The organism is Kocuria sp. 2SI (assembly GCF_005502825.1).
Taxonomy (GTDB): domain Bacteria; phylum Actinomycetota; class Actinomycetes; order Actinomycetales; family Micrococcaceae; genus Kocuria; species Kocuria palustris.
The window spans coordinates 156,400-181,633 of sequence record NZ_SCNB01000001.1 but is presented as its reverse complement, the minus strand read 5'-3'; the positions used below and the strand labels follow the sequence as shown (position 1 = coordinate 181,633).

Sequence of the window (25,234 nt, the reverse complement as noted above, 5' to 3'; positions counted from 1 at the left end):
TCCGTGGCCTGGTCCACGCGCGTCGCCGGTCCCGACGACGCCGACGCCCTGACCCGGCTGCACGTCGCCTGCCTGCGCGAGACCTACCAGCCGCTGTACGGCCAGGACTTCGCCGAGGCCCTGCTCTCGGAGGAGTCGGTGGCGGACATCGCCGCCGAGGACCGTGAGTTCCTCTCCCATCCCGCCGGCCGCGTGGTGCTGGGGCTCGACGGCACGGGCGAGCCTGCGGGATTCGCCACGGTGTGCGACGGCCCCCAGCGCTGGGAGCTGCAGTTCGAGCCCGACCTGCAGCCCGAGCGCGAGCTCGTGAAGCTCTACGTCCTGGAGCGCCTGCACGGCTCCGGACTGGGTCGGCAGCTGCTGGACGAGGCCGTCGAGGGCCACGACCCGGTCTACCTCTGGATCATGGCGGGCAATGCGCGGGCGGAGGCCTTCTACGCCAAGAACGGGTTCGAGCGCATCGGCCCGTCCTACCCGGCGGATGGCCCGTGGGCCGGGCAGGAGACCTTCCGGATGCGGCGGGCTCTATAGCTCGTCGTCATCATCGACAGGCGCTCGGCTCAGCAAGTTGTCGACGTGCAGCGGGTCGTTCAGGTTGGCAGGGGCGCGGGAGACGCATTCCCTCACGCCGTCGACGTGCTCGCTGAGGCTGTCCGCGATATTCGCCCACATTGGATCCAGGATGAAATCGATGCCTTCGCGGCGGGCGTGCTTGGCCGCAGGGACGAAGTCGCTGTCTCCCGTGATCATGATGATCTGGTTGACGGCTCGGCGTTCGGCGAGGGAGGCAATGTCCAGCCCGATGCGCATGTCGACGCCCTTCTGGGTGATGTCGAGCGTGAAGTCCTGAACTGTCAGGTCGTCGACGCTGATGGCTCCGCGGCACAGTTTCTTCAGGGGGTCGGACTTGAGGAGATAGCCCTGCTGAGTCTGAAGTTCCTCCCCGCGTCGGAGGGCCACCTTGCGTTGTTTCACGAGTTTCTGGAGGAACTCGCTCATCCACTCGAACTCGGGGGTCTGGGCCAGGTTCACCTGCTGCTGATTCAGTGGGTGGAAGAGGACCTTCTCCGAGGGTGGGCAGTCGTAGTAGAAGATCCGGTAGAGGTGGCTGCGGGACTTCCTGATGTGCCTGCGGCAGTACTTGGTGAGTTCCTCAGTCCGCTGCTCAGGAGTCTTTTCGCCGAAGAGCCGTCGCGCTCGTCGACGGTAGAAGCCGCCATCCACCATGATGGCGGTGACGATCTCTCGCATGGGCGTCGGAGCCTGTGGCCCCTGGGTCGAACCGTGCCGACGGGTGTCTCCCATGTCATCCCCTGGGTAGAAGGAAGCCCCTGTCATCGGCGGCTCTCCTGATCAATGGAGGGTCAACGGCAGGGGCTGATAAATGCACTATAGCAGTGTTTTTGCATTGCTAGTCAAAGATCTGGGTAAGGAGCGCCGCGCCTAGACTGGCGCGCATGGGCCGACAGCGCAGGAACCGCAGGGACGATGCACAGGCCTCCGAGGATCCGGATGCGCTGCAGCCCGGGACGTGGCCGATCGCCACGGGAGAGGTCGAGCTGCGTCCGGATGACCTGAGCCCCGGCGCCTGGACGGTGCTCGTCAACGGCGTCCCGTCCTCGCACGTGGACCCTTCCCGGCCCGAGCTGCTCGACTTCGAGTACATGCGCTGGATGGCCGCGCTCCTGCGCACGCACGTGGCCGCGCACCTGGAGCCTACGACCCTGCGCGTGCTGCACCTGGGCGGCGGCGCCTGCTCCATGGCGCGGTGGGTGCACTGGCAGTGGCCGCAGGCCCGGCAGGTGGTCGTGGAGCTGGATGCGCGGCTCGTCGAGCTCGTGCGCGGCTGGTTCGACCTGCCGCGGGCCCCGCTGCTGCGCGTGCGCGCCGGGGAGGCTCGGGAGGTCACCGAGTCGCTGACCGAGTCCACGCGCGAGGTCGTGATCCGCGACGTCTTCGCCGGCTCTGTGACGCCCGAGCCGCTGACCACCGTGGAGTTCGCCCGTCAGGTCGATCGTGTGCTGGCCCCGGGCGGGCTGTACCTGCTCAACGTGGGCGACACCCGCGATCTGCAGGGAGCCCGCGCGGAGGCGGCGGCGCTGCGGGAGGTGTTCGAGCACGTGGCCGCCGTCGCCGATCCTGCGATGCTCAAGGGGCGCCGCTACGGCAACGTCGTGCTGGCCGCCTCCCATGCGCCCCTGCCCGCAGCTGCCTCGCCGGAGGCCGCGGCCATGGAGCGCGAGCTGCTGATCGATCCCGTGCCCGCTCAGCACAAGGACGCGAGCTGGGTGCGCGCGTTCGTCGGGACGACCCCTCCCCGCCGAGACCCCTGAGACGCCGAGTGGATCCTGAGTTGCGCTATCGGGCCAAACAGCGCAAATCAGGATCCACTCGGCGGTGTGGGGTCAGGGGTTCAGAGGATCCAGCCCTCGATCACCCCGATGCCGAAATACGCCACGAAGGCCGCGGCCACGACCCACATCAGCGGGTGGATCTCGCGGATCCGGCCCTGCACCACGCGGATGAACACGTAGGAGATGAAGCCGGCGCCGATGCCGTCGGCGATCGAGTACGTGAACGGCATGAGCACGAAGGTCAGGAACGACGGCACCGCGATGCCCCAGTCGTCCCAGTCGATGCGCACGACGTTCTTGGCCATCAGGAAGCCGACGACCACCATGGCCGGGGCCACGGCCTCGAAGGGCACGACCTCCACCAGCGGGGTGATGAACATGGCGGCCAGGAACAGCAGGCCCGTGACCACGTTGGCCAGGCCGGTGCGCGCGCCCTCGGCGATGCCGGTCGAGGACTCCACGAAGATCTGGTTCGAGGACACCGAGCCCGCGCCGCCGGCCACCGCGCCCGCGGCGTCGATGAGCAGGATGCGGTCGACGTTGTCGATCTTCCCGTCCTTGACCAGACCGGCCTGCTCGGAGAGCCCGACCATGGTGCCCATGGCGTCGAAGAAGATGGACAGCAGGATCGTGAAGATCAGCAGCAGCACGGTCGTGACGCCCAGCTGGGTCCACAGCCCGACCGGGTCGGCCTCGCCCACCAGGGACAGATCGGGCAGCGAGAACAGGCCCGTGGGGGTCGAGGGCACCACGAGCGACCAGCCGGCCGGATTCTCGACGGAGGAGCCGGACGGCGCGACGGCCTCCAGGACGTGCGCCAGGACGGTGCCGCTGAGCACCGCGATCAGGATGGCCCCGCGGATGTTGCGGACCATGAGGGTGATCGTCAGCAGCAGCGTGATCACGAATGTCAGCAGCGGCCAGCCGATGAGCTCGCCGCTCACGCCCAGGTCCACGGGCACGGTGGTCCCGGCGGCATCCGGCATGCGGCGCACGAAGCCCGCGTTGACGAGGCCGACCAGCGCGATGAACAGGCCGATGCCCACGACGATCGCCGACTTCAACGAGGCCGGCACCGCGTTGAACACCGCGGTGCGGAAGCCCGTGAGCACGAGCACGAACATGATCACGCCGGCCCAGATGATCAGCCCCATGGCCTGCGCCCAGGTCAGCCCGGGCGTGGTGGCGATCGTGACGGCCAGGAACGCGTTGACGCCCAGGCCGGTGGCCACGGCGAACGGGGTCTTGGCCACGACGCCCATCAGGATCGTCATGACGCCGCCGATCAGGGCGGTCATGGCCGCCACGCGGTCCACGCCCAGGGTGGCGCCGGTCGAGTCCGCGCCCAGCCCCAGGATCAGGGGGTTGAGCACCACGATGTAGCTCATGGCGATGAACGTGGCGACGCCGCCGCGGACCTCACGGCCCATGGTGGAGCCGCGCTCGGTCACCTTGAACCAGCGGTCGAGGCCGCCCTTGGGCGCCGACGGGGGTGCGGCGACGTCGGTGCCGGTGGCGGTCGCTTGCTCCGCGGAGGCGGGCGCGGTGTGCTCGGACGGGGCGTCGGAGGCCTGCCAGGGTGGCTGCGACGAGTCGCGCGAGAAGGGTGAGGACATGGTGCGGCTCTCTCGAGAAGGGCGCCGTCGGTCATGCGGCACTCCGACGGATCAGCCGATTCTACGGCGGGTCGCCGGGCCCGCCGCGGCCGATATGGGCCGGCGAGGTGTGGAACCGGCCACACCTCCGCATCGCCGGCTCCTCCGTCAGGCGGAGTGGACGGCGCCGTCGAGGTAGAGCCACTGCCCGTCCACGCGGCGGAAGCGGGAGTTCTCGTGCTGGCTGCCGCGCGGGGCATCGGTCCCGGGCATGGGCCGGTAGTGGGCGGTGAAGTCGACCGTGCCCCACTCCTCGAACGGGCCGCCGCCGGTGGTGGCGTGGATGTCGAGGCGGTACCAGCGCAGGTCCGGATCCAGCTCGAGGGTCTCGGGCCGGGTGTCGGGGTGCCAGGTGCGCAGCAGGTGCTGCTCGTCGTCCACCGCGAAGGCGCTGAAGCGCGAGCGCATGAGGGCCTCTGCCGTGGGTGCGGGCCTGCCCTGGTGCAGCGGCAGGCAGCAGCCGCCGTAGACGTCGCCGGAGCCGCAGGGGCAGCGCGACTGCGGGTCGAGGGCGGCCGGGGTGGTGTCAGCGGGGAGCGTCATGGATCCGTTCGGGACGAGGGAGGGCCGGTCTGCGGTGCGATGCCGCCTCCCGGGCAGGGGAGGGGCGCACGGGCGGCCCGTGGGTCGGGACACTATGGCACGGGCCTGCCTCTGTCACCCTCATCCCGGGATCGCGCGACTACGATCGTCGGCAGGACACTCACGACGAGGAGAGGGCCCGCATGCGCATTCCGCGGACGATGGCGATGGTCCTGGCAGGGGGAAAGGGCTCCCGGCTGGAGGCCCTGACGGAGCACAGGGTCAAGCCCGCGCTGCCGGTGGCCGGGACCTACCGGCTGATCGACATCTCGATGTCGAACCTCATGCACTCCCATCTCTCGGACGTGTGGGTGATCGAGCAGTACTTGCCGCACACCCTGAATCGGCACCTGAGCAACGGGCGGCCCTGGGACTTCGACCGCACGCACGGCGGTCTGCATGTGCTGCCTCCGTTCCAGGGGGCCGAGGGTGAGGGCTTCCCTCAGGGCAACTCGGACTCGCTGCTGCGGCAGAAGCAGACCATCCAGGAGTTCGACCCGGACCTGGTGCTCGTGCTCTCGGCAGATCACCTCTACACGCTGAACTTCCTGGACGTGATCGACACCCACCAGCGCCAGCGCGCCGACCTGACCCTGGTCACCACCCGAGTGGACGAGGATCCCTCCCGCTACTCCGTGGTGAGCACCGACGGACAGGGGAGCGTGAGGCAGTTCGCGTACAAGCCCGAGGACCCCCAGGGGCAGATCGTGGCCGCGGAGATGTTCCTCTTCGACGGACCCCAGCTGATCGAGGCGCTCGAGGACCTTCAGGAGGCCGAGGGCGGGCTGGAGGACTACGGCCACGACCTCATCCCGTGGTTCGTGCAGCGCCGCAGGGTCGTGGAGCACCGGATGGACGGGTACTGGATGGATCTGGGCACCCTGCAGTCCTACTGGACGGCGCAGCTGCAGATCCTCGACGGCGACGGCGCCGTGCTGGATGACCCTCAGTGGCCCATCGTCTCCGGGCAGCCGCAGCTGCTCCCGGCCCGCATCGCGGCCTCGGCGGAGGTCTCGGAATCCCTGATCTCGGCGGGCTCCCGGATCCGGGGCACGGTCGAGCACTCGGTGCTCAGTCCGGGGGTCGTGGTCGAGGAGGGCGCGGTCGTGCGCCACAGCGTGCTGCTCGACGGCGTGCGCGTGGGCGCGGGGGTGCAGCTCGAGAACGTGATCGTCGATGCCGGGGCCGAGATCGCCGGTGGCTCCAAGCGGGGCACGGCCGAGGCCGTCACGCTGATCGGGGCCGACGGCCGCGTGGCCGTGACCGAGCGCTTCGACCGCTCGGCGACGCTGCCCTCAGGCTTCTGACCCGCTGAACGGGCTCGGTGCCGGGTGCGCCGTCGGGAGCTCCCGCGCGGCGCCATCCGGGTCCGTCGGCGACCACCAGACCGCGCTGCTCGAAGGCTCGGAACCAGCCCTCCATGGGCCACCAGCCCCAGCGCCGGGCGAAGACCTCCGCGTTGCGCAGGATGTCGTCCAGGTGCTCGACCGGCGGCGAGGACACCGGGTGCCACTGGTGATACGCGTCGGCACCGCCCACCCACTGCAGCGCGACGCCGTGGGCGGACAGGTTCATGGCGAAGTCCGTGTCCTCGCCGCCGTAGCCGGTGAACTCCTCGCAGAAGCCGCCGAAGCGCTCGCGCAGTCCCCGCCACGTCCCGGCGCTGAGCGCGAAGCTCAGGGACCAGAACAGGACGTGCTCCCCGGGGCGAGCGCAGCGGGCCTGTCCGCGCGGGAGATCGGGGCGAGCGGGATGGGGGCTGCGCAGCGAGCTCAGCAGGTCGAGGTCGTAGGGGCGGTCCTGCGCGCGCAGGTAGGTCACGGGTCCGCACAGCACCCCGGGGCGCACGGCAGCCGCAGCGGTGTAGGCCGCGCCGAGATCGGGACCGGGCAGGCAGTCGGCGTCGAGGAAGATGATCACGTCCGCACCGGCGTCGCAGGCGGTGTCGCCAGCGGCGTTGCGCGCGGCCGCCAGGTTCACGGGCCCGGGCCCGGTGCGATCCAGCCGACGGGTCCCGGGGGCCTCGAAGGGCTCGGGGCCGATCTGCACCGTGTGGTGGACGGCCGCGGGCAGCCAGCGCCGCACGGCCTCGAGCTGGCGCAGGACGTGGTCCCGCCGCCCGATCGAGCACACCGTCACGACGTGCACGGAAGGCGCCGCCGGCGCGCTCATGACCCGCCCCGCCCGTGTCCAGCCGCCCCGAGGACGGTCTCGGCGGCGCGGCTGGCGGCGCCGTCGACCTGCCATGCCCGGCGCCGGTCCTGCGGGGACCCCAGCAGCAGCGCGCGGTCGATGAGCTGCGGCCACTCGCCCGCCGCCGGCAGACCGGGTGCCTCGGGCACCACGGCCAGGCCGGCGTCGGCCAGGATGCGCGCGGTGGTCTCCTGCTCGGCGAAGGGGCGCTGCTGGGCCAGCACGATCATCGGGGCCCCGGCGGCGGCTGCATCGGCCACGGAGTTCTGCCCCGCCGCCGTGATCACGACCCCCGCCTCGGAGAGGACCTCGAACGGGTCCTCGACCCACTCGTCGAGCCCGAGCAGCCGGCAGCGCCCGCCCAGGTGAGCGGAGGCGATCCGCGCGACCTCGTGCCAGTAGGCAGGCGAGCCGTCCTGGCCGCCGCGGCCCAGCAGGATCGCCGCATCGCGACCGCGCACCGCGCACAGGGAGCGGCCCTCGAAGCGGCTGATCCCGCCCACCCGATGCACCCGCTCGGCTGACGGCGCCAGGTGAGCCGGCAGTGCAACCCAGTCAGGCCACGCCGCCACGATCCGATCGGCCAGCCGGAAGGAGAGCTCGTGCGGGGCGTCGTCGCGGATGCCCGGCAGGGCCTGGACGGTCGTGGGCACCCCGAGCAGGCGCACCAGCGCCGTCACCTCGACGGAGAGGTCCACGTGGACGACCGAGGGACGGTGATCGCGCACCCACGCGGCGATCATCGCCATGCGCTCGGTGTATCCGTCGTGGCCCTGCGGCGCCCAGTGCAGCGCCCCGTGGGCGGTGACGCCGCGCTCGTCGGCGGGGGCGTCCATCGGCAGGACCACATCGGCCTCGGGGTGGGAGGAGAGGATCACCGCCTCCTCGTGCGGGGCCAGGGCGCGGGCGAGCGCGCGGCAGCGGGTGAGATGCCCGGCCCCCTGATGATGGGCGTACAGGCCGATCACGACGCGATCACCTCCTCGAACAAGGACAGGTACCGATCGATCATCACCTTCAGGTCGAAGCGCTCGACCGCGATGGCCCGGGCCTCGGCGCGCGGCTGGTGCAGGGCTGCGCGGGCCGCGCGCACGAGGTCGTCGACGTCGTCGGGCCGGGCCAGGTGCTCGGGCACGGTGCGCAGGATCTCGGGGATGCCCCCGCGGCTGAACGCGGCCACGGGAGTGCCGCAGGACAGCGCCTCGATCAGCACGAGCCCGAACGGCTCATCCCACTGCGGCGTGGCCAGGGCCAGCGAGGCCCGCCCGACCTCGTCCATGATCTGCTCCGGAGCCATGGCCCCGAGCCAGCGCACCTGATCCCCCAAGTGTGCAGCGATCCGCTGGGAGAAGTAGGTCGGATCCGCGCAGCGCCCGATCAGGGTCAGCGGCATCCCGAGCCGGCGGCAGGCCTCGATGGCAAGGTGGGGGGCCTTCTCCCGGGTCAGGCGCCCGAACCAGACCGCCCCTCCGCCGCCGGGGCCCGGGCGCCACTGGTCCGTCTGCACGCCGTTGTGGATCACCTCCGCGGCGCGCGGCAGCGACCACTGGCGGGCCGTGAACCGGCTGACCGCGCAGAACCTCTCGGAGGCGCCCGCAACCCGACCGAGCACGCCCTGCATGTCGTCCTGGGGCGGGGTGTGCAGGGTCGTGACCATCGGCGGGCGACGGGCGGGGCCCAGCTCCAGGATGGAGGGGTGCACGCTGTTGTTGTGCACCAGGTCGTAGTCGGAGCGCTCCAGATGCCGGCAGACGCGGGCGAAGGCGGCGGTCTCGGACTCCCGGGCGCCGGGCGGATAGCGGTCGTCGCGGGCGCCGTGCTCGTGCCCGCTCCAGTCGACGCCGGGGAACTCCAGATCGCGGCGATGCCCCTGGGAGCCTGCGGCTGCGAACAGGTCGACGTCGAGCCCGCGACAGCGCAGCCCCTCGACCATGCGCTGGACGAAGACCTCGAGCCCTCCGCCGAAGGGCGGGGCGATCGGCATGCGCGACGGGCCGATCACGGCGATCCTCATGATCCTGCCTCGGCAAGCAGCTCGCGGTGCCGCAGCGCGATGCGCTCGGCCTGGGCGGCGCGGTCGCCGGCCCATGGCAGGGGTGCGACGCCCAGAGCCTGTGCGGCCGCACGGGCGGCATCGCGGCCGTCGCCCGTGCGGCAGGAGAGCACCGCGCCCGGCTGGTCGGCCTGATCCGCGAAGTGCCCGCAGTCCGGGGCCACGACCACGACGCCCAGGTCCCGGCACATCTCCAGCCACCCGGAGTGGGTCCCGCGAAGGTAGGGGAGGACGACGACGGCGCACTCGGCCACCTGTGTGAACAGGCGCTCGTCGTCCATCCGCCGATGCACCACGAGCTCCAGGCCCTGGATGCCGCTCAGGCCGCGGCCCAGCTCGGTGCCGGCCGCGCGCTCGTCCAGGAAGACGGTGAGTCGGGCGCCGACCCCTCGGAGCCCCTCGGCCAGATCCCGGTGCCAGGACAGCTCCCGCACGGTGCTGGCCCGCAGGTCCTTGAGGAACACGGCGACCCCGAGCGAGGGCCCGCCGCGCTCGCGGACCTGCTCCTGCAGTCGTCGCGCTCGCTGCGGCGCGACGACGCAGGGGTGGGCGATGACCTCCGCCCGGCGGCCGAATCGCCGGTGGATCTCCTCGGCCGCCGAACCGGTGAGGGTGATGACGGTCTCGGCTGCCTCGATCAGCACGGCCAGGCGCTCGAGGTGCTCCCGCTGCTCCTGAGCGGTGCGCAGATGCGGATGGGACAGATCGTGCACGGTGAGCACCAGACGGATCCCGGAGGCGCGGCACTGCTCGACGAGCTCGCGCATCTGCTGCGGGGTGCGGTGCTCGAAGCCGAAGTGCACGTGCAGGACATCCACGCGATCGGCGTCCTCGGCCAGGCGCTGCGCTTCGAGCAGCGGGTGCGGGATCCAGGTCCCCGGTCCTGCTGCGTCGAGCTCGGGGGGTGCGACGAGCTCGAATCCGTCCCAGCCGGCCAGCGGCTCCACGGCGTCCACATAGGGATGATGGGCGGGGATCGGCGCTGCTCGCAGTCTCTGAGGCCCCTGCACAGCACGATGCACTGCTGTCAGCCCTCCACCGCCTTCCGCGCAGAAGGGACCCCACGGGGCCCCTGGTCATAAGTATCGTTATCATCATACGGTGAGCAACCCCGGGCGCGCGAAGCACTATGCGGACTTCTACGGACAGGCCTCGGAGCGCGCCGGACAGGACGACGCCGCCCCGGGTGATCTGCCCCTCGTGGTCGTGATCGGCAACTGCCAGGCGGAGTCTCTGCGCGTGCTGCTGGATGCCGATCCCGGCCTGCGCTCCGTGCGCGTCCCGCCGGTCTTCGAGTGGGGCACCCGCGATGCCGAGGCGGCCGCCCGGCTCATGGCCCGGACCGACGCGCTCGTGATGCAGCCGGTGCGCGACGACTACCGCGGCCTGCCCTCCGGCACGCGCCAGCTCGAGGCGCTGCTGCCGTCGTCGTCCCTGCGGCTGCGCATTCCGGTGCTGCGCTATGCCGGGCTGCACCCGTTCCAGGTCATCGTCCGGGACCCGGAGGACAGCTCGCTGGATCCGCCGGCGGTGCCGTACTCGGATCTGCGCACGATCGCGCAGGCCTCGCGGGCGGGCACGGGCCTCAGGCCCGACGCCCTGCCGCCGAACGCCCCGCGGCTGGAGGCCGAGGCGCTGGAGGCCCTGCATGCCGAATCCGTGGGGCAGCTGCGAGCACGCGAGCAGGCCCATGGCACGGTCGTCATGTCGGATGCGCTCGAGGCCCGCCCGCACTGGCACACCATCAATCACCCCGACAACGCGACGCTGCGCATCCTGGCCCATCGGGTGCTGGAGGAGCTGGGCCGGGGGCTGGGCTTCGCCCCGGACCCGGATGGCGTCGCCGATCCCGGGCGCGAGCTGCTGCGTTCGGTGGAGGCCCCCGTGGATCCGATGCACGCGAGGGCGCTCGGGGCTGTCCTGCGCCCCGACGCGCGCACGAGCGGATGGCGGCTGGGCACAGGCCGGGACGCCCGGGAGCTCGATGAGGCCGGGATCGCCCGGGAGCAGCTCGCCTTCTGCCGGGCCAGGCCGCGGCTGATCGAGCGCGCCCTGGCCCGGCACGGGCAGCGCATGACCATGCTGGGGCTGCTGCCGTGAGCCGCCGGGCCTCGGTGATCAGCCATCTGGTCGTGGGCCCCGAGAGCCACGGGGTGGTCCGGCACGGGCTGGGTCTGTTCCACGCCGCGCGGGAGGCCGGGGTCGGCGGGTTCGACCACCGGCTCGTGCGACGGACCGTCGAGCTGCCCGTCGCGGAGCCGTCCGCTCAGGCGCTGCTGCACGTCAGCTTCACCGACGCCCTGTTCGGCGCCGATGCGGACGGCGCGGTCGAGGCCGTGCTGCGGCTGCGCGGCCGCGGCCTGCTGAGCGTGGGCCCCCACGACGTGCCGCAGCCGGAGGAGGGGGCGCAGAGGTTCGCTCGCCGCCGCACGGCCTTCGCCCGCCTGGTGCGCGGCGCCGATCTGGTGATCGCCCACTCCGAGCACGAGGCTGCGGCCCTGCGCGCGGCGGCCGGCGAGGGGCCCGACGGCGGGGCGAGCACCGCCGTGCGCGCAGTGCCGCTGCCCCTCGAGGAGGCTCTGCCCGTCGGGCGCCCCGCGGCCGCCGGCGATGGCGCGGTCGTGGGGGTTCTGGGCTTCGTGCATCCCGGCAAGGGCATCGAGGATGTGATCGACTCCGTGCCGCGGGGGACCCTGGTGCGCGCGATCGGGGCGAGTGCGGCGGGCCACGACGCCGACGTCCAGGTGCTGCGGGAGCGCGCCGCGGCGCGCGGGGTGCGCTTCGAGCTCACGGGCTACGTCCCCGAGCCCGAGCTGGCGGGGCAGCTGGAGGCGGTCGACGTCCCCGTGTGCCCGCACCTGCACGTCTCCGCCTCGGGCTCGCTCAACACGTGGATCGCCCACGGGCGCCGGCCGCTCGTGGTGGACGGCCCGTACATGCGCGAGATCGACGAGCGCTGGCCCGGCGCCGTGCTGCGTCGTCGGCGCGAGGAGCTGGGGACGGCGGTGGGCGAGCTGCTGGCCGAGCCGCGGCGGACCCGGGCCGATCGCCCGCTGCCGCGGTGGGGCTGGGCGCAGGTCGCCGAGGCCTATGCGGATGCGTGGAAGGAGCTGCTGCGATGACGCTCGCGTCCGCTGGGGCCGACAGCGGCGGGATCTCCGTGGTGATCCCGTACTTCGAGGACCAGGAGGGCCTGGACGCTGTGCTCGCGGGGCTGCGCGCGCAGGAGCCGGTGCAGGCGCTGGAGATCGTCGTGGCCGATGACGGCTCCGCGCGCCCGCCCCGGGTCCCCGCCGGGGTGCGCGTGGTGCGCCAGGATGACCGCGGGTTTCGAGCGGCGGCGGCGCGGAACCTGGGGGCCGGGCACTGCCGCGGCGGGATCCTGGTCTTCCTCGATGGCGACACCGTGCCCGAGCCGGGCTACCTCGCCGCCGTCGAGGAGGCCCTGCGCGAGCATCCCCACGCCCTCGTCGTGGGGACCAGGGTCCATGTGGACGACACCGCGCACCCGCCGCGTGATCTGGGCGAGCCGCAGTGGCTGGCCCGGGCGTGGGCGCAGACCGATCATCTGCGCCGCCACGACGACTCCCACTTCCGGTACGTGATCTCCGCGGTGCTCTCCTGCCGCCGCTCGACCTTCGAGCGCCTCGGCGGGTTCGACGCCGCGATGGTCGGCTACGGCGGGGAGGACTGGGAGCTGGGCTGGCAGGCCGTGCTGGGCGGCTGCGAGCTGCTGCATGCCCCGGCGGCGCGCGCGGTGCACCGCGGGGCCGACTGGGGCGGGCGCTCGGAAGCCGATCCGTCGGCGGCCGTGCTGCAGAAGAACCGCGAGAGCCTGCGCCTGGCCTCGCGGATCACCCACCCGATCGCCCGGCCCTCGGGGATGGTGCATGCCGTGGCGGACATCGTGGTCACCTGGGGCGATGCCGCGCAGAGGCAGGAGCATCTGCGCACGGGCGCGGCCGCACTCGCGGTGCGGGATCTGCTGGGATCCGGCGATGTCCACGTGCGGCTCCCGGGCGGGTCCGGGGACATGGCAGAGGAGCTGGAGGAGATGCTGGCGGCCGATCCGCGGGTGCAGCTGGGGAGACCCGCTCCCTCCGTCGGCGGGCAGGGGGGCGCCGCTCGTGTCCGTCCGCGCTTCGAGGTCGAGCTGGTGCGCGCCTGCCGCATCCCGCCGGGCGGTCTGCAGGAGGCCTGCGAGCAGGCGGCGGCCCACGATGCGCCCGCGCTGGTGGTCACGGGCGGCGGCCAGGTGCTCGCGCGGATCCACCCCGTCCGGGTCGCGGCTCGCACCGCCCTCGGGCTGCGCGGCCGGGATCCCGGGGAGGCCGTCGGCGCGGAGGAGCAGATGCTGCGCCTGATCCGCTGCTGGCCGCTGCTCCAGGCGGGCACGCGGCTCGAGGACGTCTTCCGGGATGACGCATGAGCCGGGCCGTTAACTTAGTCAAGCCTGAGAAGTCAATGATGACGCCGGGTGACCTCCCATGTGACGCGGCGGCCCCCGTCGTCGTTCCATGGTCGGCATGACGAGCGAGACCACTTCGCGCCCTGCACGCGCACGCAAGCCCAAGCCCGAGGGGCAGTGGGCGGTCGACGGCCGCGAGCCCCTGAACCACAACGAGGAGTTCAAGGCCGCCGACGACGGCTTCGCCGTGCGCGCCCGGATCGAGCAGAAGTACTCGAAGGAGGGCTTCGCCTCGATCGATCCCGATGATCTCCACGGGCGCTTCCGCTGGTGGGGGCTGTACACCCAGCGCCGCCCCGGGATCGACGGCGGCCGCACCGGCGCGCTGTCGGACGCGGAGATCGAGGACGAGTACTTCATGATGCGCGTGCGCCTGGACGGCGGCGCCATGTCCCGCGCCCAGCTGCGCTGCCTGGCCGGGATCTCGCAGGAGTTCGCTCGCGGCACCTCGGACATCACGGACCGGCAGAACATCCAGTACCACTGGATCCGCGTGGAGGACGTCCCGGAGATCTGGCGGCGCCTGGACGAGGTCGGTCTGGACACCGTCTCGGCCTGCGGCGACGTTCCCCGCGTGATCCTGGGCTCCCCGGTGGCCGGTGCGGCCGCCGACGAGATCCTGGACCCCACGCCCGCGATCGAGGCGCTGAAGGCCGAGGTGCGCACCCTCGAGTTCTCCAATCTGCCGCGCAAGTACAAGACCGCGGTCACCGGGCACCCGTCGCTGGACGTGGCCCACGAGATCAACGACTGCTCGTTCGTGGGCGTCGTGCACCCCGAGCTCGGCCCCGGCTACGACCTGTGGGTCGCCGGCGCGCTGTCGGTGCAGCCGTACCTTGGCCAGCGCCTGGGCGTGTTCGTGCAGGAGGACCAGGTTCGCGACGTCTGGCGCGGGATCACCTCGATCTTCCGCGACTACGGCTACCGCCGCCTGCGCAACCGGGCCCGCATGAAGTTCCTCATGAAGGACTGGGGGCCGCAGAGGATGCGCGAGGTGCTCGAGACCGAGTACCTGGGCTATGCCCTGGCCGACGGCCCCGCCCCGGCCGCGCCCACCGGCCCCTCGGACCACATCGGCGTGCACCGGCAGAAGGACGGCCGGAACTACCTGGGCGCGGCCCCGCGCGTGGGCCGCATGCCGGGGGAGAAGCTCGCCGCGCTGGCCGAGATCATGGAGCGCTTCGGCTCGGACCGGGTGCGCCTGACCCCGCAGCAGAAGATCGTCCTGCTGGACATCGCCGACGACGACGTCGACGCCGCGATCGAGGCCCTCGACGAGATCGACCTCAAGGTCAAGCCGTCGCCGTTCCGCCGCTCGACCATGGCCTGCACGGGCATCGAGTTCTGCAAGCTGGCGATCGTGGAGACCAAGCAGGTCGCCTCGGACACCATCGACGAGCTCGAGCGCCGTCTCGAGGACCTCGAGCTGGACGTGCCGATCTCCCTGCACATCAACGGCTGCCCCAACTCGTGCGCGCGCATCCAGGTCGCCGACATCGGGCTCAAGGGCCAGCTGCTGCCGACCGAGGACGGCGGCTCCAAGCCCGGCTACCAGGTGCACCTGGGCGGCGGGCTGACCAGCTCGGAGCACGGCGGCGACGCCAACCTGGGCCGCACCGTGCGCGGGCTCAAGGTGTTCCAGGACGAGCTGCCCGAGTACGTGGAGCGCCTGACCCGCCGCTTCGCGGAACAACGCGAGCCCGGAGAGGGTTTCGCCGCGTGGAGCACCCGCGCCGAGGAGGAGGATCTGCAATGACCGCTGGAACCGCTGAGAAGACGCTGCGCAGCGAGGACGAGCTGCGCGAGCTCGCCGCCGCGGGCGCTCGCGAGCTGGGCGCCGAGCTCGACGCCGACGGCCACGTCCCCGCCGAGGGCGAGGCCGATCACACGGCCGCGATCCGCTGGGTCGCCGAGAACTTCCCGAACGCACGGGTGGCCGTGGCCTGCTCGATGGCGGACCTGGTCCTGCCGGCGCTGGTGGCCGAGCAGATCCCGAACGTGGACGTGCTCTTCCTGGAGACCGGCTACCACTTCCCGGAGACCGAGGGCACCAAGGAGGCCGCCAAGGCCATGCTGGACATCAACGTGATCGACGTGATTCCCAAGCTGACGGTCGCCCAGCAGGACGAGCAGCACGGCAAGGACCTGTTCCGCACGAACCCCACGGCCTGCTGCGCCATGCGCAAGGTGGAGCCGCTGGCCGAGTCCCTGCAGGACTACGAGGTCTGGTTCACCGGCGTGCGCCGCGACGAGTCGCCCACGCGCACCGACGCCCCGCTCGTGTCCTTCGACGAGACCCACAAGCTGGTCAAGGTCAACCCCATGGTCCGCTGGTCGCTGGACGACCTGGTGGAGCACTCGAACAGCGAGGGGCTGCCCGTGAACCCGCTGCTGTCCGAGGGCTACCTCTCGATCGGCTGCGCGCCCTGCACCCGTAAGGTCGCCCCGGGCGAGGACCCCCGCGCCGGGCGCTGGTCCGGCAGCGACAAGATCGAGTGCGGCATCCACCTCTGATGCCCGCGCGGGTCCGCCCGCACCACGAGACCACCGAACCTTCAGGAGAGCGAGACCCCATGACAGAGACCGCCGCGTCTGCCGCCGTGTCCGCCACGGGCGAGCAGTCCGCCCTGGACGCCCTCGAGTCCGAGGCCATCCACATCATCCGCGAGGTCGTCGCCGAGTTCGACCGCCCCGCCATGCTGTTCTCCGGCGGCAAGGACTCCGTGGTCATGCTCCACCTGGCGGCCAAGGCGTTCTGGCCGGCGGCGATACCGTTCCCGGTGCTGCACGTGGACACCGGGCACAACTTCCCGGAGGTCCTCTCCTTCCGCGACCGCACGGTCGAGCGGCTGGGGCTTCGCCTGGTCGTGGCCTCCGTCCAGGACTACATCGACGACGGCCGCCTCACCGAGCGCGCCGACGGCACCCGCAACCCGCTGCAGACCACCCCGCTGCTGGACGCGATCGCCGACAACCGCTTCGACGCCGTGTTCGGCGGCGGGCGCCGCGACGAGGACAAGGCCCGGGCCAAGGAGCGCATCCTGTCCCTGCGCGACGAGTTCGGGCAGTGGGATCCGCGCAACCAGCGCCCCGAGCTGTGGAACCTGTACAACGGGCGCCACACGGCGGGCCAGCACGTGCGCGCCTTCCCGATCTCCAACTGGACTGAGCTGGACATCTGGCGCTACATCGAGCGCGAGCACATCGACCTGCCCCCGATCTACTTCGCCCACGAGCGCGAGGTCTTCCAGCGCGACGGCATGTGGATGTCGGTGACCCCCGTGTGCCAGCCGCGCAAGGACGAGCAGATCGAGGCGAAGCAGGTCCGCTACCGGACGGTGGGCGACATGTCCTGCACCGGAGCGGTGGTCTCCCAGGCCGCCACCGTGGCCGACGTCGTCGCGGAGGTGGGCGTCTCCACGCTGACCGAGCGAGGCGCCACCCGCGCCGATGACCGCATCTCCGAGGCCGCCATGGAGGATCGCAAGAAGGACGGCTACTTCTGATCCTCCGGGCCGTGAGCCCCGCTGCCTCCGCCCCGTCCACGCCCCAGCGCCGATGCGCGCCGAAGAACCACAGAAGGTGCCCGTGACCGAGACCTCCGCTCCCGCCGTGACCTCCACGATCGATCCCGGCTCGCTGTTCCGCTTCGCGACCGCCGGCTCCGTCGACGACGGCAAGTCCACCCTGGTGGGCCGGCTGCTGCACGACGCCAAGGCGATCCTGGCCGATCAGCTCGAGGCCGTGGCCCGCACCTCCGCCGAGCGCGGCTTCGGCGGCGGCGAGGGCAAGCTGGATCTCGCCCTGCTGACCGACGGGCTGCGCGCCGAGCGCGAGCAGGGCATCACGATCGATGTGGCCTACCGCTACTTCGCGACCGACCGCCGCTCGTTCGTGCTGGCCGACTGCCCCGGGCACGTGCAGTACACGAAGAACACGGTCACCGGCGCCTCGACCGCCGACGCCGTCGTCCTGCTGGTCGACGCCCGCCACGGCGTGCTCGAGCAGACCCGCCGCCACCTGGCCGTGACGGCGCTGCTGCGCGTCCCACACGTGATCGTGGCCGTCAACAAGATCGACCTGGTGGACTGGTCGCAGGCCCGCTTCGACGAGATCCGCGACGAGATCACCGAGGTCGCTCGCAGCATCGGCTCCGAGGAGCTCCTCCAGGGTCTGAAGGTCGTGCCGGTCTCCGCACTGGAGGGCGACAACGTCGTGGAGCCCTCCGAGCGGCTGTCCTGGTACTCCCGGGCCGGCTACGACGGCCGCCCGCTGCTGCGGATCCTCGAGGAGCTGCCCACGGTCGACGAGTCCGGCCGCGGCGAGGCCCGACCCTTCCGCTTCCCCGTGCAGTACGTCATCCGCCCGCAGGGAGGCGTGGCCCAGGGCGTGGATCCCGAGGCCACCCGCGACTACCGCGGCTACGCCGGGCAGATCGCTTCCGGGACCGTCTCCGTGGGCGATGAGGTCGTCGTGCAGCCGTCGGGGCGCCGGAGCACGGTCGTGGGCATCGACGTGGCCGGCACGGCCTCCGAGCAGGCCGGTCCCTTCCCGGGCGAGCAGCTCACGGAGGCCGCCGCCCCGCGCTCGGTGACGCTTCGCCTGGCCGATGACCTCGACGTGGCCCGCGGCGAGCTCATCGCCGCAGCCGATCCGACCCCGCCGGAGCCGGTCAAGGAGATCGCGGCCCGCCTGGCCTGGCTCGGCGAGACCCCTCTGCGCCCGCGCTCCCGCGTGCTGCTCAAGCACGGCACCGCCACGGTCAAGGCCATGGTGGGCGAGATCGTCGGCGCCCTGGACCTGGAGACCATGCAGCTGGGCCAGGCGCAGTCCCTCGAGCTCAACGACATCGGTTCGGTCGTGCTGCGCACCCCGTCGGCGCTGCCGCTGGACGACTACGCCCAGCTGCGCCGCACCGGCGCCTTCCTGCTGATCGACGAGCAGTCCGGGAACACCCTGGCCGCCGGCCTGGTCGGGGAGGGCTGAGTGGCCGAACGCAGCTGCGGCCGCGACGGCGCCCCAGAACCGCTGGAGACCGTCACGCGCACCCCCGGCGGGTCCCAGGGGCGGCAGCGGCCCAAGCGCCGCTTCACCGGCTGGCCCCTGGTGCTCACAGGCCTGGCCATGCTGCTCGTGCTGTCCGTGACGGCCACGGCGCTGCGCGCCAACGGGACGCTGGACGCGCTCGAGGACCAGCGGATCCAGACCTCGGATGCCGACGAGCTCACGCTGGGCTACTTCGCCAACCTGACGCACGGCCCGGCGCTGGCCGGTGTCCACGACGGGATCTTCGACGAGGCGCTGGGCAGCACCGAGCTGAGCACCCAGGTCTTCTCGACCGGCCCCACGACCATCGAGGCCATGAACTCCGGCGAGGTCGATGCCGCGTTCATGGGCCCGAACCCCGCGATCAACTCGTACGTGCAGTCCGGCGGCGAGTCGATCACGATCATCGGCGGGGCGACCTCCGGCGGCGCGCAGTTCATCGTCTCCGACGACGTCGCCGGCGAGGACGACCTGGCCGGGCGCACGTTCGCGACCCCGGCGCTGGGCGGCACGCAGGACGTGGCGCTGCGCGTGTGGCTCGAGGAGCGCGGCTACGAGGTGGACACCGGCTCCCCGGACTCCGTCTCGATCACGCCCATGCCCTCCGGTCAGGCGCTGCAGACCTTCCGGCAGGGCCAGATCGACGGCTTCTGGGGCCCCCAGCCGTGGGTCACCCTCATGACCGAGGAGGGCGGTCGCGTGCTCGTGGACGAGGGCGATCTGTGGCCCGACGGCGAGTACCCCACGACGGTGCTGGCCGTGCGCACCGACTACCTCAAGGAGCACCCGCAGACCGTGGAGAAGCTGCTCGACGGCCTCGAGGACTCGGTCGAGCACCTCGAGCAGATGCCGCAGGAGGACGAGGCCGTCATGCTCAACGAGGCGATGGTCGACGCCCAGGGCCAGGCGCTGCCTGAGCAGACGCTGATCAGCGCCCTGGAGCAGATGCAGTGGACCGCCGATCCCATGGCCTCGACGTATTCGACCCTGCTCGACAACGGCGTCTCCGCCGGGGTCACGCAGGATGCCTCGCTGGACGGCATGGTCGACGTGGAGCCGCTGAACCGCGTGCGCGAGCAGCGAGGCCTGGAGCCCGTGGAGGCCCAGCAGTGAGCGGGCAGTCCGTGATCCGCCTGGACGGGCTGGCCAAGTCCTTCGGAGGGCCTCCCGTGCTCGCGGACCTGGACCTGGAGGTGCGCCGTGGCGAGTTCGTGACCCTGCTCGGGGCCTCGGGCTCCGGCAAGACGACGCTGCTGAACATCATCGCCGGACTCGAGGAGCCCACCGCGGGCAGCGTCACGGCACCTGCCGAGGGCTGCGCGTTCATGTTCCAGGATGCCTCCCTGTTCCCCTGGCTCACCGCCGGGCAGAACGTGGAGCTGGCCCTCGAGCTGGCAGGCGTGCCCCGTGCCCAGCGCCGCGAGCGGGCCGAGGAGCTGCTCGAGCTCGTGCGCCTGCCGCAGGTCGCGGACAAGCGCCCGCACGAGCTCTCCGGAGGCATGCGCCAGCGCGTTGGCCTGGCCCGCGGCCTCGCCCAGGAGCGCGAGGTCCTGCTGATGGACGAGCCCTTCTCAGCGCTGGACGCCATCACCCGGGACCTGCTCCAGGAGGAGCTGCTGCGGATCTGGGAGGTCACCGGGCGCACCATCGTGTTCATCACCCACAACGTCTCCGAGGCCGTCCACCTGGGCCAGCGCGTGCTGCTGCTGTCGTCGCGGCCCGGGCGGATCGTCGAGCAGTGGGACACGGGGCCCTGGAAGGATCCGGACTCCTACGGCTTCGAGGCCAGCGGCCAGACCTCCGAGGAGACGCTGGCGGAGCTGACCCGCACCATCACCCGCCGCCTCAGGGAGGAGATCGGCCGCCATGCCCGCTGATCGCACCACCGCCGACGCCCAGACGCCCTGGGCGCAGGGTCGCGGCACGCCGTCGTCGGGCCCGTCGTCCTCGGCGACGTCCGCGTCCAGCCCCGACTCCCCGGACAGCGCCCTGGCGGGGCTGGACGCGCTGCAGTCCGACGGCCGCCGTCGACGCTCCCCGGGGGAGGTCTTCCGGCAGCGCGCCGCCCCCACGCTGGCCGCGCTCGTGGCCGCCGTGCTGATCTGGCAGCTGCTCGTGGCCCTGATGGATCCGCGCCCGGACATCATGCCGGGACCGATCGACGTCGCCCGGCAGATCGGGGCGGCCACCGCCGACGGCACGCTTCCCGGGGCGCTGGGCACGTCGCTGTGGCGAGGCATCAGCGGCTTCCTGATCGCGGTTCTCGTGGCCACGCCTCTCGCCCTGCTGATCGCCTCGTGGCAGGGGCTGCGCAACGCGGTGGGCCCGCTGATCTCCGGCATGCAGGTGCTGCCCTCGGTGGCCTGGGTGCCGGCGGCGATCGTGTGGTTCGGCCTGTCGGATGCCACGGTCTACTTCGTGGTGCTGATGGGCGCGATCCCGTCGATCGTCAACGGCATGCTGGCCGGCGTGGACCAGATCCCGCCGCAGCTGCTCAAGGCCGGGCGGATCATGGGGGCCACGGGCTCCACGCTGGCGCTGAAGGTCGTGCTGCCCGCGGCGATGCCGGGCTATGTGGCCGGGCTCAAGCAGGGCTGGGCGTTCTCGTGGCGCTCCCTGATGGGTGCCGAGCTCATCGCGATCGGCGGCTCGATCGGCTTCGGGCTGGGCTCCCTGCTGGCGCAGGGCCGCACCGTCTCGGACATGGCGGTCGTGCTGACCGCCGTGCTGACCATCCTGGCGGTCGGCATCGTGATCGAGCTGCTGCTGTTCAACCCGCTCGAGAAGCGGCTGCTGCGAGGTCGCGGCCTGCTGCGGTCCTGAGCGGACCAACTCATTGCTTAGGCTGGCCTCAGTGGATCAGCCGCAGAAACGTACGCACGGCCCCCGGCTGGGGCCGAGGAGGAGAGATACATGACGGAGCAGACGCAGACGCAGGGCGCCGCACGGCCGCTGCGCGTGGCGATCATCGGCGCCGGCCCCGCGGGCATCTACACCGCGGACATGCTGGCCAAGTCGGAGGCCGTGAAGTCCGGCGAGGTGGAGGTCTCGATCGACCTCTTCGACCGCTACCCCACCCCCTTCGGCCTGATCCGCTACGGCGTGGCCCCCGATCACCCCCGCATCAAGGGCATCATCACGGCCCTGCGTCAGATCCTGGGCAGCGGCGCGGTGCGCTTCTTCGGCAACGTCGAGTACGGCCGGGACCTCACCCTGGGCGACTTCCAGGACCTCTACGACGCCGTCGTGTTCTCCACCGGAGCCGTCAAGGACGCCCCGCTCGAGGTCGAGGGCGTCGAGCTCGACGGCGTGCACGGAGCGGCGGACTTCGTCGCCTGGTACGACGGGCACCCCGACTACCCGCGCGAGTGGCCCCTGGAGGCGGAGCAGGTCGCGGTCATCGGCAACGGCAACGTGGCCCTGGACGTGGCCCGCGTGCTGGCCAAGCACGCGGATGACATGCTCACCACCGAGATCCCGGGCAACGTGTACCAGGGGCTGAAGGCCAGCCCGGTCACGGACGTCCACGTCTTCGGCCGCCGCGGCCCGGCCCAGATGAAGTTCACCCCGCTCGAGCTGCGCGAGCTCGGCAAGGTCCCGGACGTCGACGTCATCGTCCACGACGAGGACTACTCCCCGGAGGATGTGGCCGACGAGGCAGCCGGTGACTCCAACCAGGCCAAGGTCATGCTCAAGACCCTGCGCAAGTGGGTCGAGGACGAGACCCCCAAGACGGCCTCGCGCCGCCTGCACCTGCACTTCTTCCAGCGCCCGGAGCAGATCCTGGGCGAGGACGGCAAGGTCGTGGCGCTTCGCACCGAGCGCACCCGCCTCAACGAGGACGGCTCCGTGTCCCCGATCGGCGAGTACGTCGACCACCCCATGGGCGCCGTCTACTACGCGATCGGCTACCTGGGCTCGCCGCTGCCGGAGATCCCGTTCGACCTCCACCGCGGCGTGATCCTGAACCAGGAGGGGCGCGTGGTCGATCCCGAGGGCTCGGTGCTCAACGGCGTCTACGCCTCCGGCTGGATCAAGCGCGGACCCGTGGGCCTGATCGGCGCCACCAAGTCGGATGCCCTCGAGACCATCACGCACCTGCTCGAGGACCGCGGCCAGCTCTCGGCCGTGCGCCCCGAGCCCGAGGCGGTCGTCGTGACCCTCGAGTCCAAGGGCGTCGAGTACACCACCTGGGACGGTTGGCTGCAGCTCGACGAGCACGAGCAGGCGCTCGGCGCCTCCTCCCACGACGCCGAGGGCAACCCCCGCGAGCGCGTGAAGGTCGTGGACCGCGAGGAGATGGTCCGGGTCTCCCGACAGGGCTGAGCCCTGTCTGCCGGACCTGCCCCGCTCGCGGGGCGGGACCGGCAGCTGCTCTCAGAGGCCCAGCAGGCCTCGGGCGGTGTCGTTGAGCAGCAGCCCCCGGGGGTCTGCCTGCTCGCGCACGGCCAGGAAGTCGTCCCAGTGCGCGTACATGGGACGCAGCTGCTCGGCCTGCAGGCTGTGGCGGCCGCCCCAGTGGGGGCGTCCGTCGTGGGCCAGGAACACCTCTTCGAGGGCCTCGAAGGTCTCCGGGCGCCAGCGCCGCCAGAACTGCCGCACCGTGATCCACCCCGTGTAGCGCGCGTGCGCCGGCGACAGCCAGGTCTCCTCCGGTGCCGAGCAGCGCACGCTCAGCGGGAGACCTAGATCGGCCTGCTCGCGATCGAGCACCTTCTGCACCTCGCGGAAGGTCTCCGGGAGCTGCTCGAGGGGCACGGCCCACTCGGTCTGCAGGAACTTCACGGGCCTCGAGGAGGCGAAGACCTTGTAGGACAGATCCGTGTAGCGCCGCGAGCTCAGCGACAGGGAGTCCAGCCGGCGCAGCCCGGGGATCGCCCGCGGGGCGGCCCCGGCCAGGCGGTTCAGGGCCGCCGGCAGGGCGCGGCGCAGGACGGCGTCGTCGCTGCGGCGCACGCCCTGGGCCATCCGGGAGCCGGGGGCGGACCATTCGGAGGGCAACCGGTGCAGGCGGCTCATGATGTGGGTGTGGGCGGAGTCGCTGCCCGGGTTCCAGTACAGCTCGAAGTGATCGGCCGAGGCCATGCGCTCGCCCAGCCCCGCCATCACCGGCTCGAGCGACTCGTTGAACTCGGCCGAGTGCAGGCGGTAGGACTCCTCGCACTGCACCGTCACGGCGGCGATCACGCCGATGACGCCCAGCCCGGCGCGAGCCGCCTGGAAGAGCTCCGGGCGCTGGGTGAGGGAGCACTCCACGATCTCGCCGGAGGCCAGCACCAGGGTCAGCGCCACGACCTGCCCCGACAGCGACTGGAAGCCGGCGCCCGTGCCGTGCGTGGCGGTGGAGATCGCCCCGGCGATGGACTGGTGCAGGGTGTCGGGAAGGTTGGAGAAGGCCAGCCCGCAGGAGTCGAGCTCGCGCGCGGCCTGGATCAGGGGTGTGCCGCCCAGGAACGTGGCTCGGCGCCCCGGCCGGTCGACCTCCTGCAGCCCCACGAGCTCGGAGGTGTCCAGGCGCAGCTGCTGCGGCTCGGCCAGCAGGTTGAAGCTGTGGCCCGCGCCCGTGACCCGGGTGCTCAGCCCCGCCGCCGCGGCCGCCGCCATGGCCTCGGAGAGCTGCTCGACGGTCTGGGGGCGCAGCGTGCGGACGTCCTCCGCCGTCCCGGAGCGGTCCCAGGTGCTCCAGGTCGCGGGCCTCGTCTCCGAGGGCAGTCCATCCTCTGCGGTCATCGCTGTCTCCTGCTGACGAGTGGTGTGCGGTGGGCTCCTGCGGACATTCTGCCCCGCGCTCCTGCAAGCACGCGGTACGGCTGCCTCATCCCCAGCCGAGTCGGTGCAGCCGCTGCTCCTCGATCCCGAAGTGGTGGGCGATCTCATGCACGACGGTCACGGTGATCTCGTGGACCAGCTCATCCCGATCGCGGCACATGCGCAGCAGCGGTTCGCGGAAGATGCGGATGTGATCGGGCAGCGAGCCCATCCACGACGAGTCCCTCTCGGTGAGCGGCACGCCCTCGTAGAGCCCCAGCAGCTCCGGCATCCCCTCCGGAGGCCGTGCTTCGATCAGCACGACGACGTTGTCGAGCATCGCGAAGATGTCCTCGGGGATGCCGTCGAGGGCATCATCGACCAGGGATTCGAACTCGGCCTCGCTGACGTCCATCACCGCTGCATTCTCGCGCAAGGGCCTGACAACGGCTGTTGATCGCCGTCGTCGAGGCATCGTCGGGCCCTCGGGGGAGGGGGCGGACCTGATAGGCTCCGGTTCCGTCCGCGTGCCTTGCGCGCGGTGCGCCCTCATCGTCTAGAGGCCTAGGACACCGCCCTTTCACGGCGGCGACACGGGTTCGAATCCCGTTGGGGGTACCAGCGCAGGCGAGCGCCCGGTCGGCATCAGCCGGCCGGGCGCTTCGTCGTCTCCGGGGGCATTCAGCGCCCGACGGATGAGCTCCGGGGGCTGCGGATCCCGATTTGCGCGCAGGGGCTGTCATGGTGCTAATATCTTGCCTCGTTGGAAAACGGCAGGGAGGTCCCGCGGGACCGCCTGTAAGCACTCCACAAGGCCCTGTAGCGCAGTTGGTTAGCGCGCCGCCCTGTCACGGCGGAGGTCGCGGGTTCAAGTCCCGTCAGGGTCGCACGGACGGCGTCAGCTCAGCTGAGGCCGTCTTGGCATCTGAGACACCGGATGCCTGGCTCTGTAGCTCAGTTGGTAGAGCGTACGACTGAAAATCGTAAGGTCACCGGATCGACGCCGGTCGGAGCCACAGCCCAGAAGGCCCCCGCACACCAGTGCGGGGGCCTTCTGCATGCCCGCCCGCTTGTCGAGCGTCAGCCCCTCCGCTGTCCGAGCGGCCGATTCCCCATCCCACCAGCCGACGGCTGG

General features: G+C 71.8%; 23 protein-coding genes and 3 tRNA genes. 17 read left to right on the top strand and 9 right to left on the bottom strand.

Going from position 1 to position 25,234, the window contains the following annotated elements:
- Nucleotides 1–3: 3 nt before the first annotated feature.
- Entirely contained in the window at nt 4–531 is a 528-nt protein-coding gene (locus tag FFS25_RS00780) for a GNAT family N-acetyltransferase (protein WP_171004035.1), read from the top strand.
- On the opposite strand, the gene FFS25_RS00775 is transcribed toward FFS25_RS00780, so the two are convergent.
- The gene (locus FFS25_RS00775) at nt 526–1,251 is read right to left on the bottom strand and encodes an NYN domain-containing protein (RefSeq protein WP_137801560.1); all 726 of its coding nucleotides are present in this window, start codon (nt 1,249–1,251) and stop codon (nt 526–528) included. The genes FFS25_RS00780 and FFS25_RS00775 overlap by 6 nt on opposite strands.
- Before the next feature lie 206 nt (nt 1,252–1,457).
- Here FFS25_RS00775 and FFS25_RS00770 point away from each other — a divergent pair, with 206 nt between their 5' ends.
- Complete coding sequence (locus FFS25_RS00770; RefSeq protein WP_137801559.1) at nt 1,458–2,333, top strand: spermidine synthase; 876 nt, start codon at nt 1,458–1,460, stop codon at nt 2,331–2,333.
- Between the two features lie 80 nt (nt 2,334–2,413).
- On the opposite strand, the gene FFS25_RS00765 is transcribed toward FFS25_RS00770, so the two are convergent.
- Both FFS25_RS00765 and FFS25_RS00760 read right to left on the bottom strand, forming a co-directional pair.
- A complete protein-coding gene (locus tag FFS25_RS00765) occupies nt 2,414–3,970 on the bottom strand; it encodes an NCS2 family permease (protein WP_502704716.1) in 1,557 nt (518 codons plus the stop codon).
- Between the two features lie 147 nt (nt 3,971–4,117).
- Nucleotides 4,118–4,552: a YchJ family protein gene (locus tag FFS25_RS00760; protein WP_137801557.1), complete on the bottom strand. Its 435-nt coding sequence runs from the start codon at nt 4,550–4,552 to the stop codon at nt 4,118–4,120.
- Between the two features lie 182 nt (nt 4,553–4,734).
- On the opposite strand from FFS25_RS00760, the gene FFS25_RS00755 reads away from it, so the two are divergent.
- A complete protein-coding gene (locus tag FFS25_RS00755) occupies nt 4,735–5,898 on the top strand; it encodes a glucose-1-phosphate adenylyltransferase family protein (protein WP_137801556.1) in 1,164 nt (387 codons plus the stop codon).
- Here the strand turns inward: FFS25_RS00755 and FFS25_RS00750 are convergent.
- The 4 genes from FFS25_RS00750 to FFS25_RS00735 are packed head-to-tail and all read right to left on the bottom strand — an operon-like array spanning nt 5,819 to nt 9,793.
- Nucleotides 5,819–6,763: a glycosyltransferase family 2 protein gene (locus FFS25_RS00750; protein WP_197017338.1), complete on the bottom strand. Its 945-nt coding sequence runs from the start codon at nt 6,761–6,763 to the stop codon at nt 5,819–5,821. The genes FFS25_RS00755 and FFS25_RS00750 overlap by 80 nt on opposite strands.
- The gene (locus FFS25_RS00745) at nt 6,760–7,752 is read right to left on the bottom strand and encodes a glycosyltransferase (protein ID WP_137801555.1); all 993 of its coding nucleotides are present in this window, start codon (nt 7,750–7,752) and stop codon (nt 6,760–6,762) included. Before FFS25_RS00745 ends, FFS25_RS00750 begins: the two co-directional genes overlap by 4 nt.
- The gene (locus FFS25_RS00740; protein ID WP_171004034.1) at nt 7,749–8,798 is read right to left on the bottom strand and encodes a glycosyltransferase; all 1,050 of its coding nucleotides are present in this window, start codon (nt 8,796–8,798) and stop codon (nt 7,749–7,751) included. The genes FFS25_RS00745 and FFS25_RS00740 overlap by 4 nt, the downstream gene beginning before the upstream one ends.
- Nucleotides 8,795–9,793 (bottom strand): glycosyltransferase, encoded by a 999-nt coding sequence (locus tag FFS25_RS00735; protein WP_053448017.1) that lies wholly within the window; start codon nt 9,791–9,793, stop codon nt 8,795–8,797. The genes FFS25_RS00740 and FFS25_RS00735 overlap by 4 nt, the downstream gene beginning before the upstream one ends.
- 145 nt (nt 9,794–9,938) lie before the next feature.
- Here FFS25_RS00735 and FFS25_RS00730 point away from each other — a divergent pair, with 145 nt between their 5' ends.
- From FFS25_RS00730 to FFS25_RS00680, 11 genes are all read left to right on the top strand, one after another.
- Nucleotides 9,939–10,937, top strand: a complete 999-nt coding sequence (locus FFS25_RS00730; protein ID WP_137801552.1) for a WcbI family polysaccharide biosynthesis putative acetyltransferase — start codon at nt 9,939–9,941, stop codon at nt 10,935–10,937.
- Complete coding sequence (locus tag FFS25_RS00725; RefSeq protein WP_137801551.1) at nt 10,934–11,959, top strand: glycosyltransferase family protein; 1,026 nt, start codon at nt 10,934–10,936, stop codon at nt 11,957–11,959. The genes FFS25_RS00730 and FFS25_RS00725 overlap by 4 nt, the downstream gene beginning before the upstream one ends.
- On the top strand, nt 11,956–13,266 hold the full coding sequence (locus FFS25_RS00720; protein ID WP_137801550.1) for a glycosyltransferase family 2 protein: 1,311 nt from the start codon (nt 11,956–11,958) through the stop codon (nt 13,264–13,266). The genes FFS25_RS00725 and FFS25_RS00720 overlap by 4 nt, the downstream gene beginning before the upstream one ends.
- 88 nt (nt 13,267–13,354) lie before the next feature.
- The gene (locus tag FFS25_RS00715; RefSeq protein ID WP_006214115.1) at nt 13,355–15,061 is read left to right on the top strand and encodes a nitrite/sulfite reductase; all 1,707 of its coding nucleotides are present in this window, start codon (nt 13,355–13,357) and stop codon (nt 15,059–15,061) included.
- Nucleotides 15,058–15,819, top strand: coding sequence for a phosphoadenylyl-sulfate reductase (locus FFS25_RS00710; protein ID WP_137801549.1), 762 nt, complete (start codon nt 15,058–15,060; stop codon nt 15,817–15,819). The genes FFS25_RS00715 and FFS25_RS00710 overlap by 4 nt, the downstream gene beginning before the upstream one ends.
- A gap of 59 nt (nt 15,820–15,878) precedes the next feature.
- On the top strand, nt 15,879–16,811 hold the full coding sequence (gene cysD, locus FFS25_RS00705; RefSeq protein ID WP_137801548.1) for a sulfate adenylyltransferase subunit CysD: 933 nt from the start codon (nt 15,879–15,881) through the stop codon (nt 16,809–16,811).
- A gap of 52 nt (nt 16,812–16,863) precedes the next feature.
- Nucleotides 16,864–18,291, top strand: a complete 1,428-nt coding sequence (locus FFS25_RS00700) for a sulfate adenylyltransferase subunit 1 (protein WP_487949750.1) — start codon at nt 16,864–16,866, stop codon at nt 18,289–18,291.
- Nucleotides 18,292–19,464: an ABC transporter substrate-binding protein gene (locus FFS25_RS00695; protein WP_137801546.1), complete on the top strand. Its 1,173-nt coding sequence runs from the start codon at nt 18,292–18,294 to the stop codon at nt 19,462–19,464.
- Complete coding sequence (locus FFS25_RS00690) at nt 19,461–20,228, top strand: ABC transporter ATP-binding protein (protein WP_029643547.1); 768 nt, start codon at nt 19,461–19,463, stop codon at nt 20,226–20,228. Before FFS25_RS00695 ends, FFS25_RS00690 begins: the two co-directional genes overlap by 4 nt.
- The gene (locus FFS25_RS00685; RefSeq protein ID WP_137801545.1) at nt 20,218–21,174 is read left to right on the top strand and encodes an ABC transporter permease; all 957 of its coding nucleotides are present in this window, start codon (nt 20,218–20,220) and stop codon (nt 21,172–21,174) included. The genes FFS25_RS00690 and FFS25_RS00685 overlap by 11 nt, the downstream gene beginning before the upstream one ends.
- A 90-nt stretch (nt 21,175–21,264) precedes the next feature.
- On the top strand, nt 21,265–22,677 hold the full coding sequence (locus FFS25_RS00680) for an FAD-dependent oxidoreductase (RefSeq protein WP_137801544.1): 1,413 nt from the start codon (nt 21,265–21,267) through the stop codon (nt 22,675–22,677).
- A gap of 51 nt (nt 22,678–22,728) precedes the next feature.
- On the opposite strand, the gene FFS25_RS00675 is transcribed toward FFS25_RS00680, so the two are convergent.
- The gene (locus FFS25_RS00675) at nt 22,729–24,081 is read right to left on the bottom strand and encodes a D-arabinono-1,4-lactone oxidase (RefSeq protein WP_137801543.1); all 1,353 of its coding nucleotides are present in this window, start codon (nt 24,079–24,081) and stop codon (nt 22,729–22,731) included.
- A gap of 85 nt (nt 24,082–24,166) precedes the next feature.
- Nucleotides 24,167–24,514, bottom strand: a complete 348-nt coding sequence (locus tag FFS25_RS00670; RefSeq protein ID WP_006214124.1) for a metallopeptidase family protein — start codon at nt 24,512–24,514, stop codon at nt 24,167–24,169.
- A 130-nt stretch (nt 24,515–24,644) separates the two neighbouring features.
- Between FFS25_RS00670 and FFS25_RS00665 the strand changes: the two genes are divergently transcribed.
- From FFS25_RS00665 to FFS25_RS00655, 3 genes are all read left to right on the top strand, one after another.
- Nucleotides 24,645–24,720: transfer RNA gene (locus FFS25_RS00665), tRNA-Glu, on the top strand.
- A 192-nt stretch (nt 24,721–24,912) separates the two neighbouring features.
- A tRNA-Asp gene (locus FFS25_RS00660) sits at nt 24,913–24,986 on the top strand.
- Between the two features lie 56 nt (nt 24,987–25,042).
- Nucleotides 25,043–25,115: transfer RNA gene (locus FFS25_RS00655), tRNA-Phe, on the top strand.
- Nucleotides 25,116–25,234 lie beyond the last annotated feature (119 nt).

What these genes read in the sequence shown, in the direction of transcription:
- FFS25_RS00775 (WP_137801560.1), bottom strand. Translation starts at nt 1,251, where the DNA reads ATGCGAGAGATCGTCACCGCCATCATGGTGGATGGCGGCTTCTACCGT.
- FFS25_RS00720 (WP_137801550.1), top strand. Translation starts at nt 11,956, where the DNA reads ATGACGCTCGCGTCCGCTGGGGCCGACAGCGGCGGGATCTCCGTGGTG.
- FFS25_RS00715 (WP_006214115.1), top strand. Translation starts at nt 13,355, where the DNA reads ATGGTCGGCATGACGAGCGAGACCACTTCGCGCCCTGCACGCGCACGC.
- FFS25_RS00740 (WP_171004034.1), bottom strand. Translation starts at nt 8,798, where the DNA reads ATGAGGATCGCCGTGATCGGCCCGTCGCGCATGCCGATCGCCCCGCCC.
- FFS25_RS00760 (WP_137801557.1), bottom strand. Translation starts at nt 4,552, where the DNA reads ATGACGCTCCCCGCTGACACCACCCCGGCCGCCCTCGACCCGCAGTCG.
- FFS25_RS00710 (WP_137801549.1), top strand. Translation starts at nt 15,058, where the DNA reads ATGACCGCTGGAACCGCTGAGAAGACGCTGCGCAGCGAGGACGAGCTG.
- FFS25_RS00770 (WP_137801559.1), top strand. Translation starts at nt 1,458, where the DNA reads ATGGGCCGACAGCGCAGGAACCGCAGGGACGATGCACAGGCCTCCGAG.
- FFS25_RS00750 (WP_197017338.1), bottom strand. Translation starts at nt 6,763, where the DNA reads ATGAGCGCGCCGGCGGCGCCTTCCGTGCACGTCGTGACGGTGTGCTCG.
- FFS25_RS00670 (WP_006214124.1), bottom strand. Translation starts at nt 24,514, where the DNA reads ATGGACGTCAGCGAGGCCGAGTTCGAATCCCTGGTCGATGATGCCCTC.
- FFS25_RS00685 (WP_137801545.1), top strand. Translation starts at nt 20,218, where the DNA reads ATGCCCGCTGATCGCACCACCGCCGACGCCCAGACGCCCTGGGCGCAG.
- FFS25_RS00765 (WP_502704716.1), bottom strand. Translation starts at nt 3,970, where the DNA reads ATGTCCTCACCCTTCTCGCGCGACTCGTCGCAGCCACCCTGGCAGGCC.
- FFS25_RS00700 (WP_487949750.1), top strand. Translation starts at nt 16,864, where the DNA reads ATGCGCGCCGAAGAACCACAGAAGGTGCCCGTGACCGAGACCTCCGCT.
- FFS25_RS00680 (WP_137801544.1), top strand. Translation starts at nt 21,265, where the DNA reads ATGACGGAGCAGACGCAGACGCAGGGCGCCGCACGGCCGCTGCGCGTG.
- FFS25_RS00755 (WP_137801556.1), top strand. Translation starts at nt 4,735, where the DNA reads ATGCGCATTCCGCGGACGATGGCGATGGTCCTGGCAGGGGGAAAGGGC.
- cysD (WP_137801548.1), top strand. Translation starts at nt 15,879, where the DNA reads ATGACAGAGACCGCCGCGTCTGCCGCCGTGTCCGCCACGGGCGAGCAG.
- FFS25_RS00675 (WP_137801543.1), bottom strand. Translation starts at nt 24,081, where the DNA reads ATGACCGCAGAGGATGGACTGCCCTCGGAGACGAGGCCCGCGACCTGG.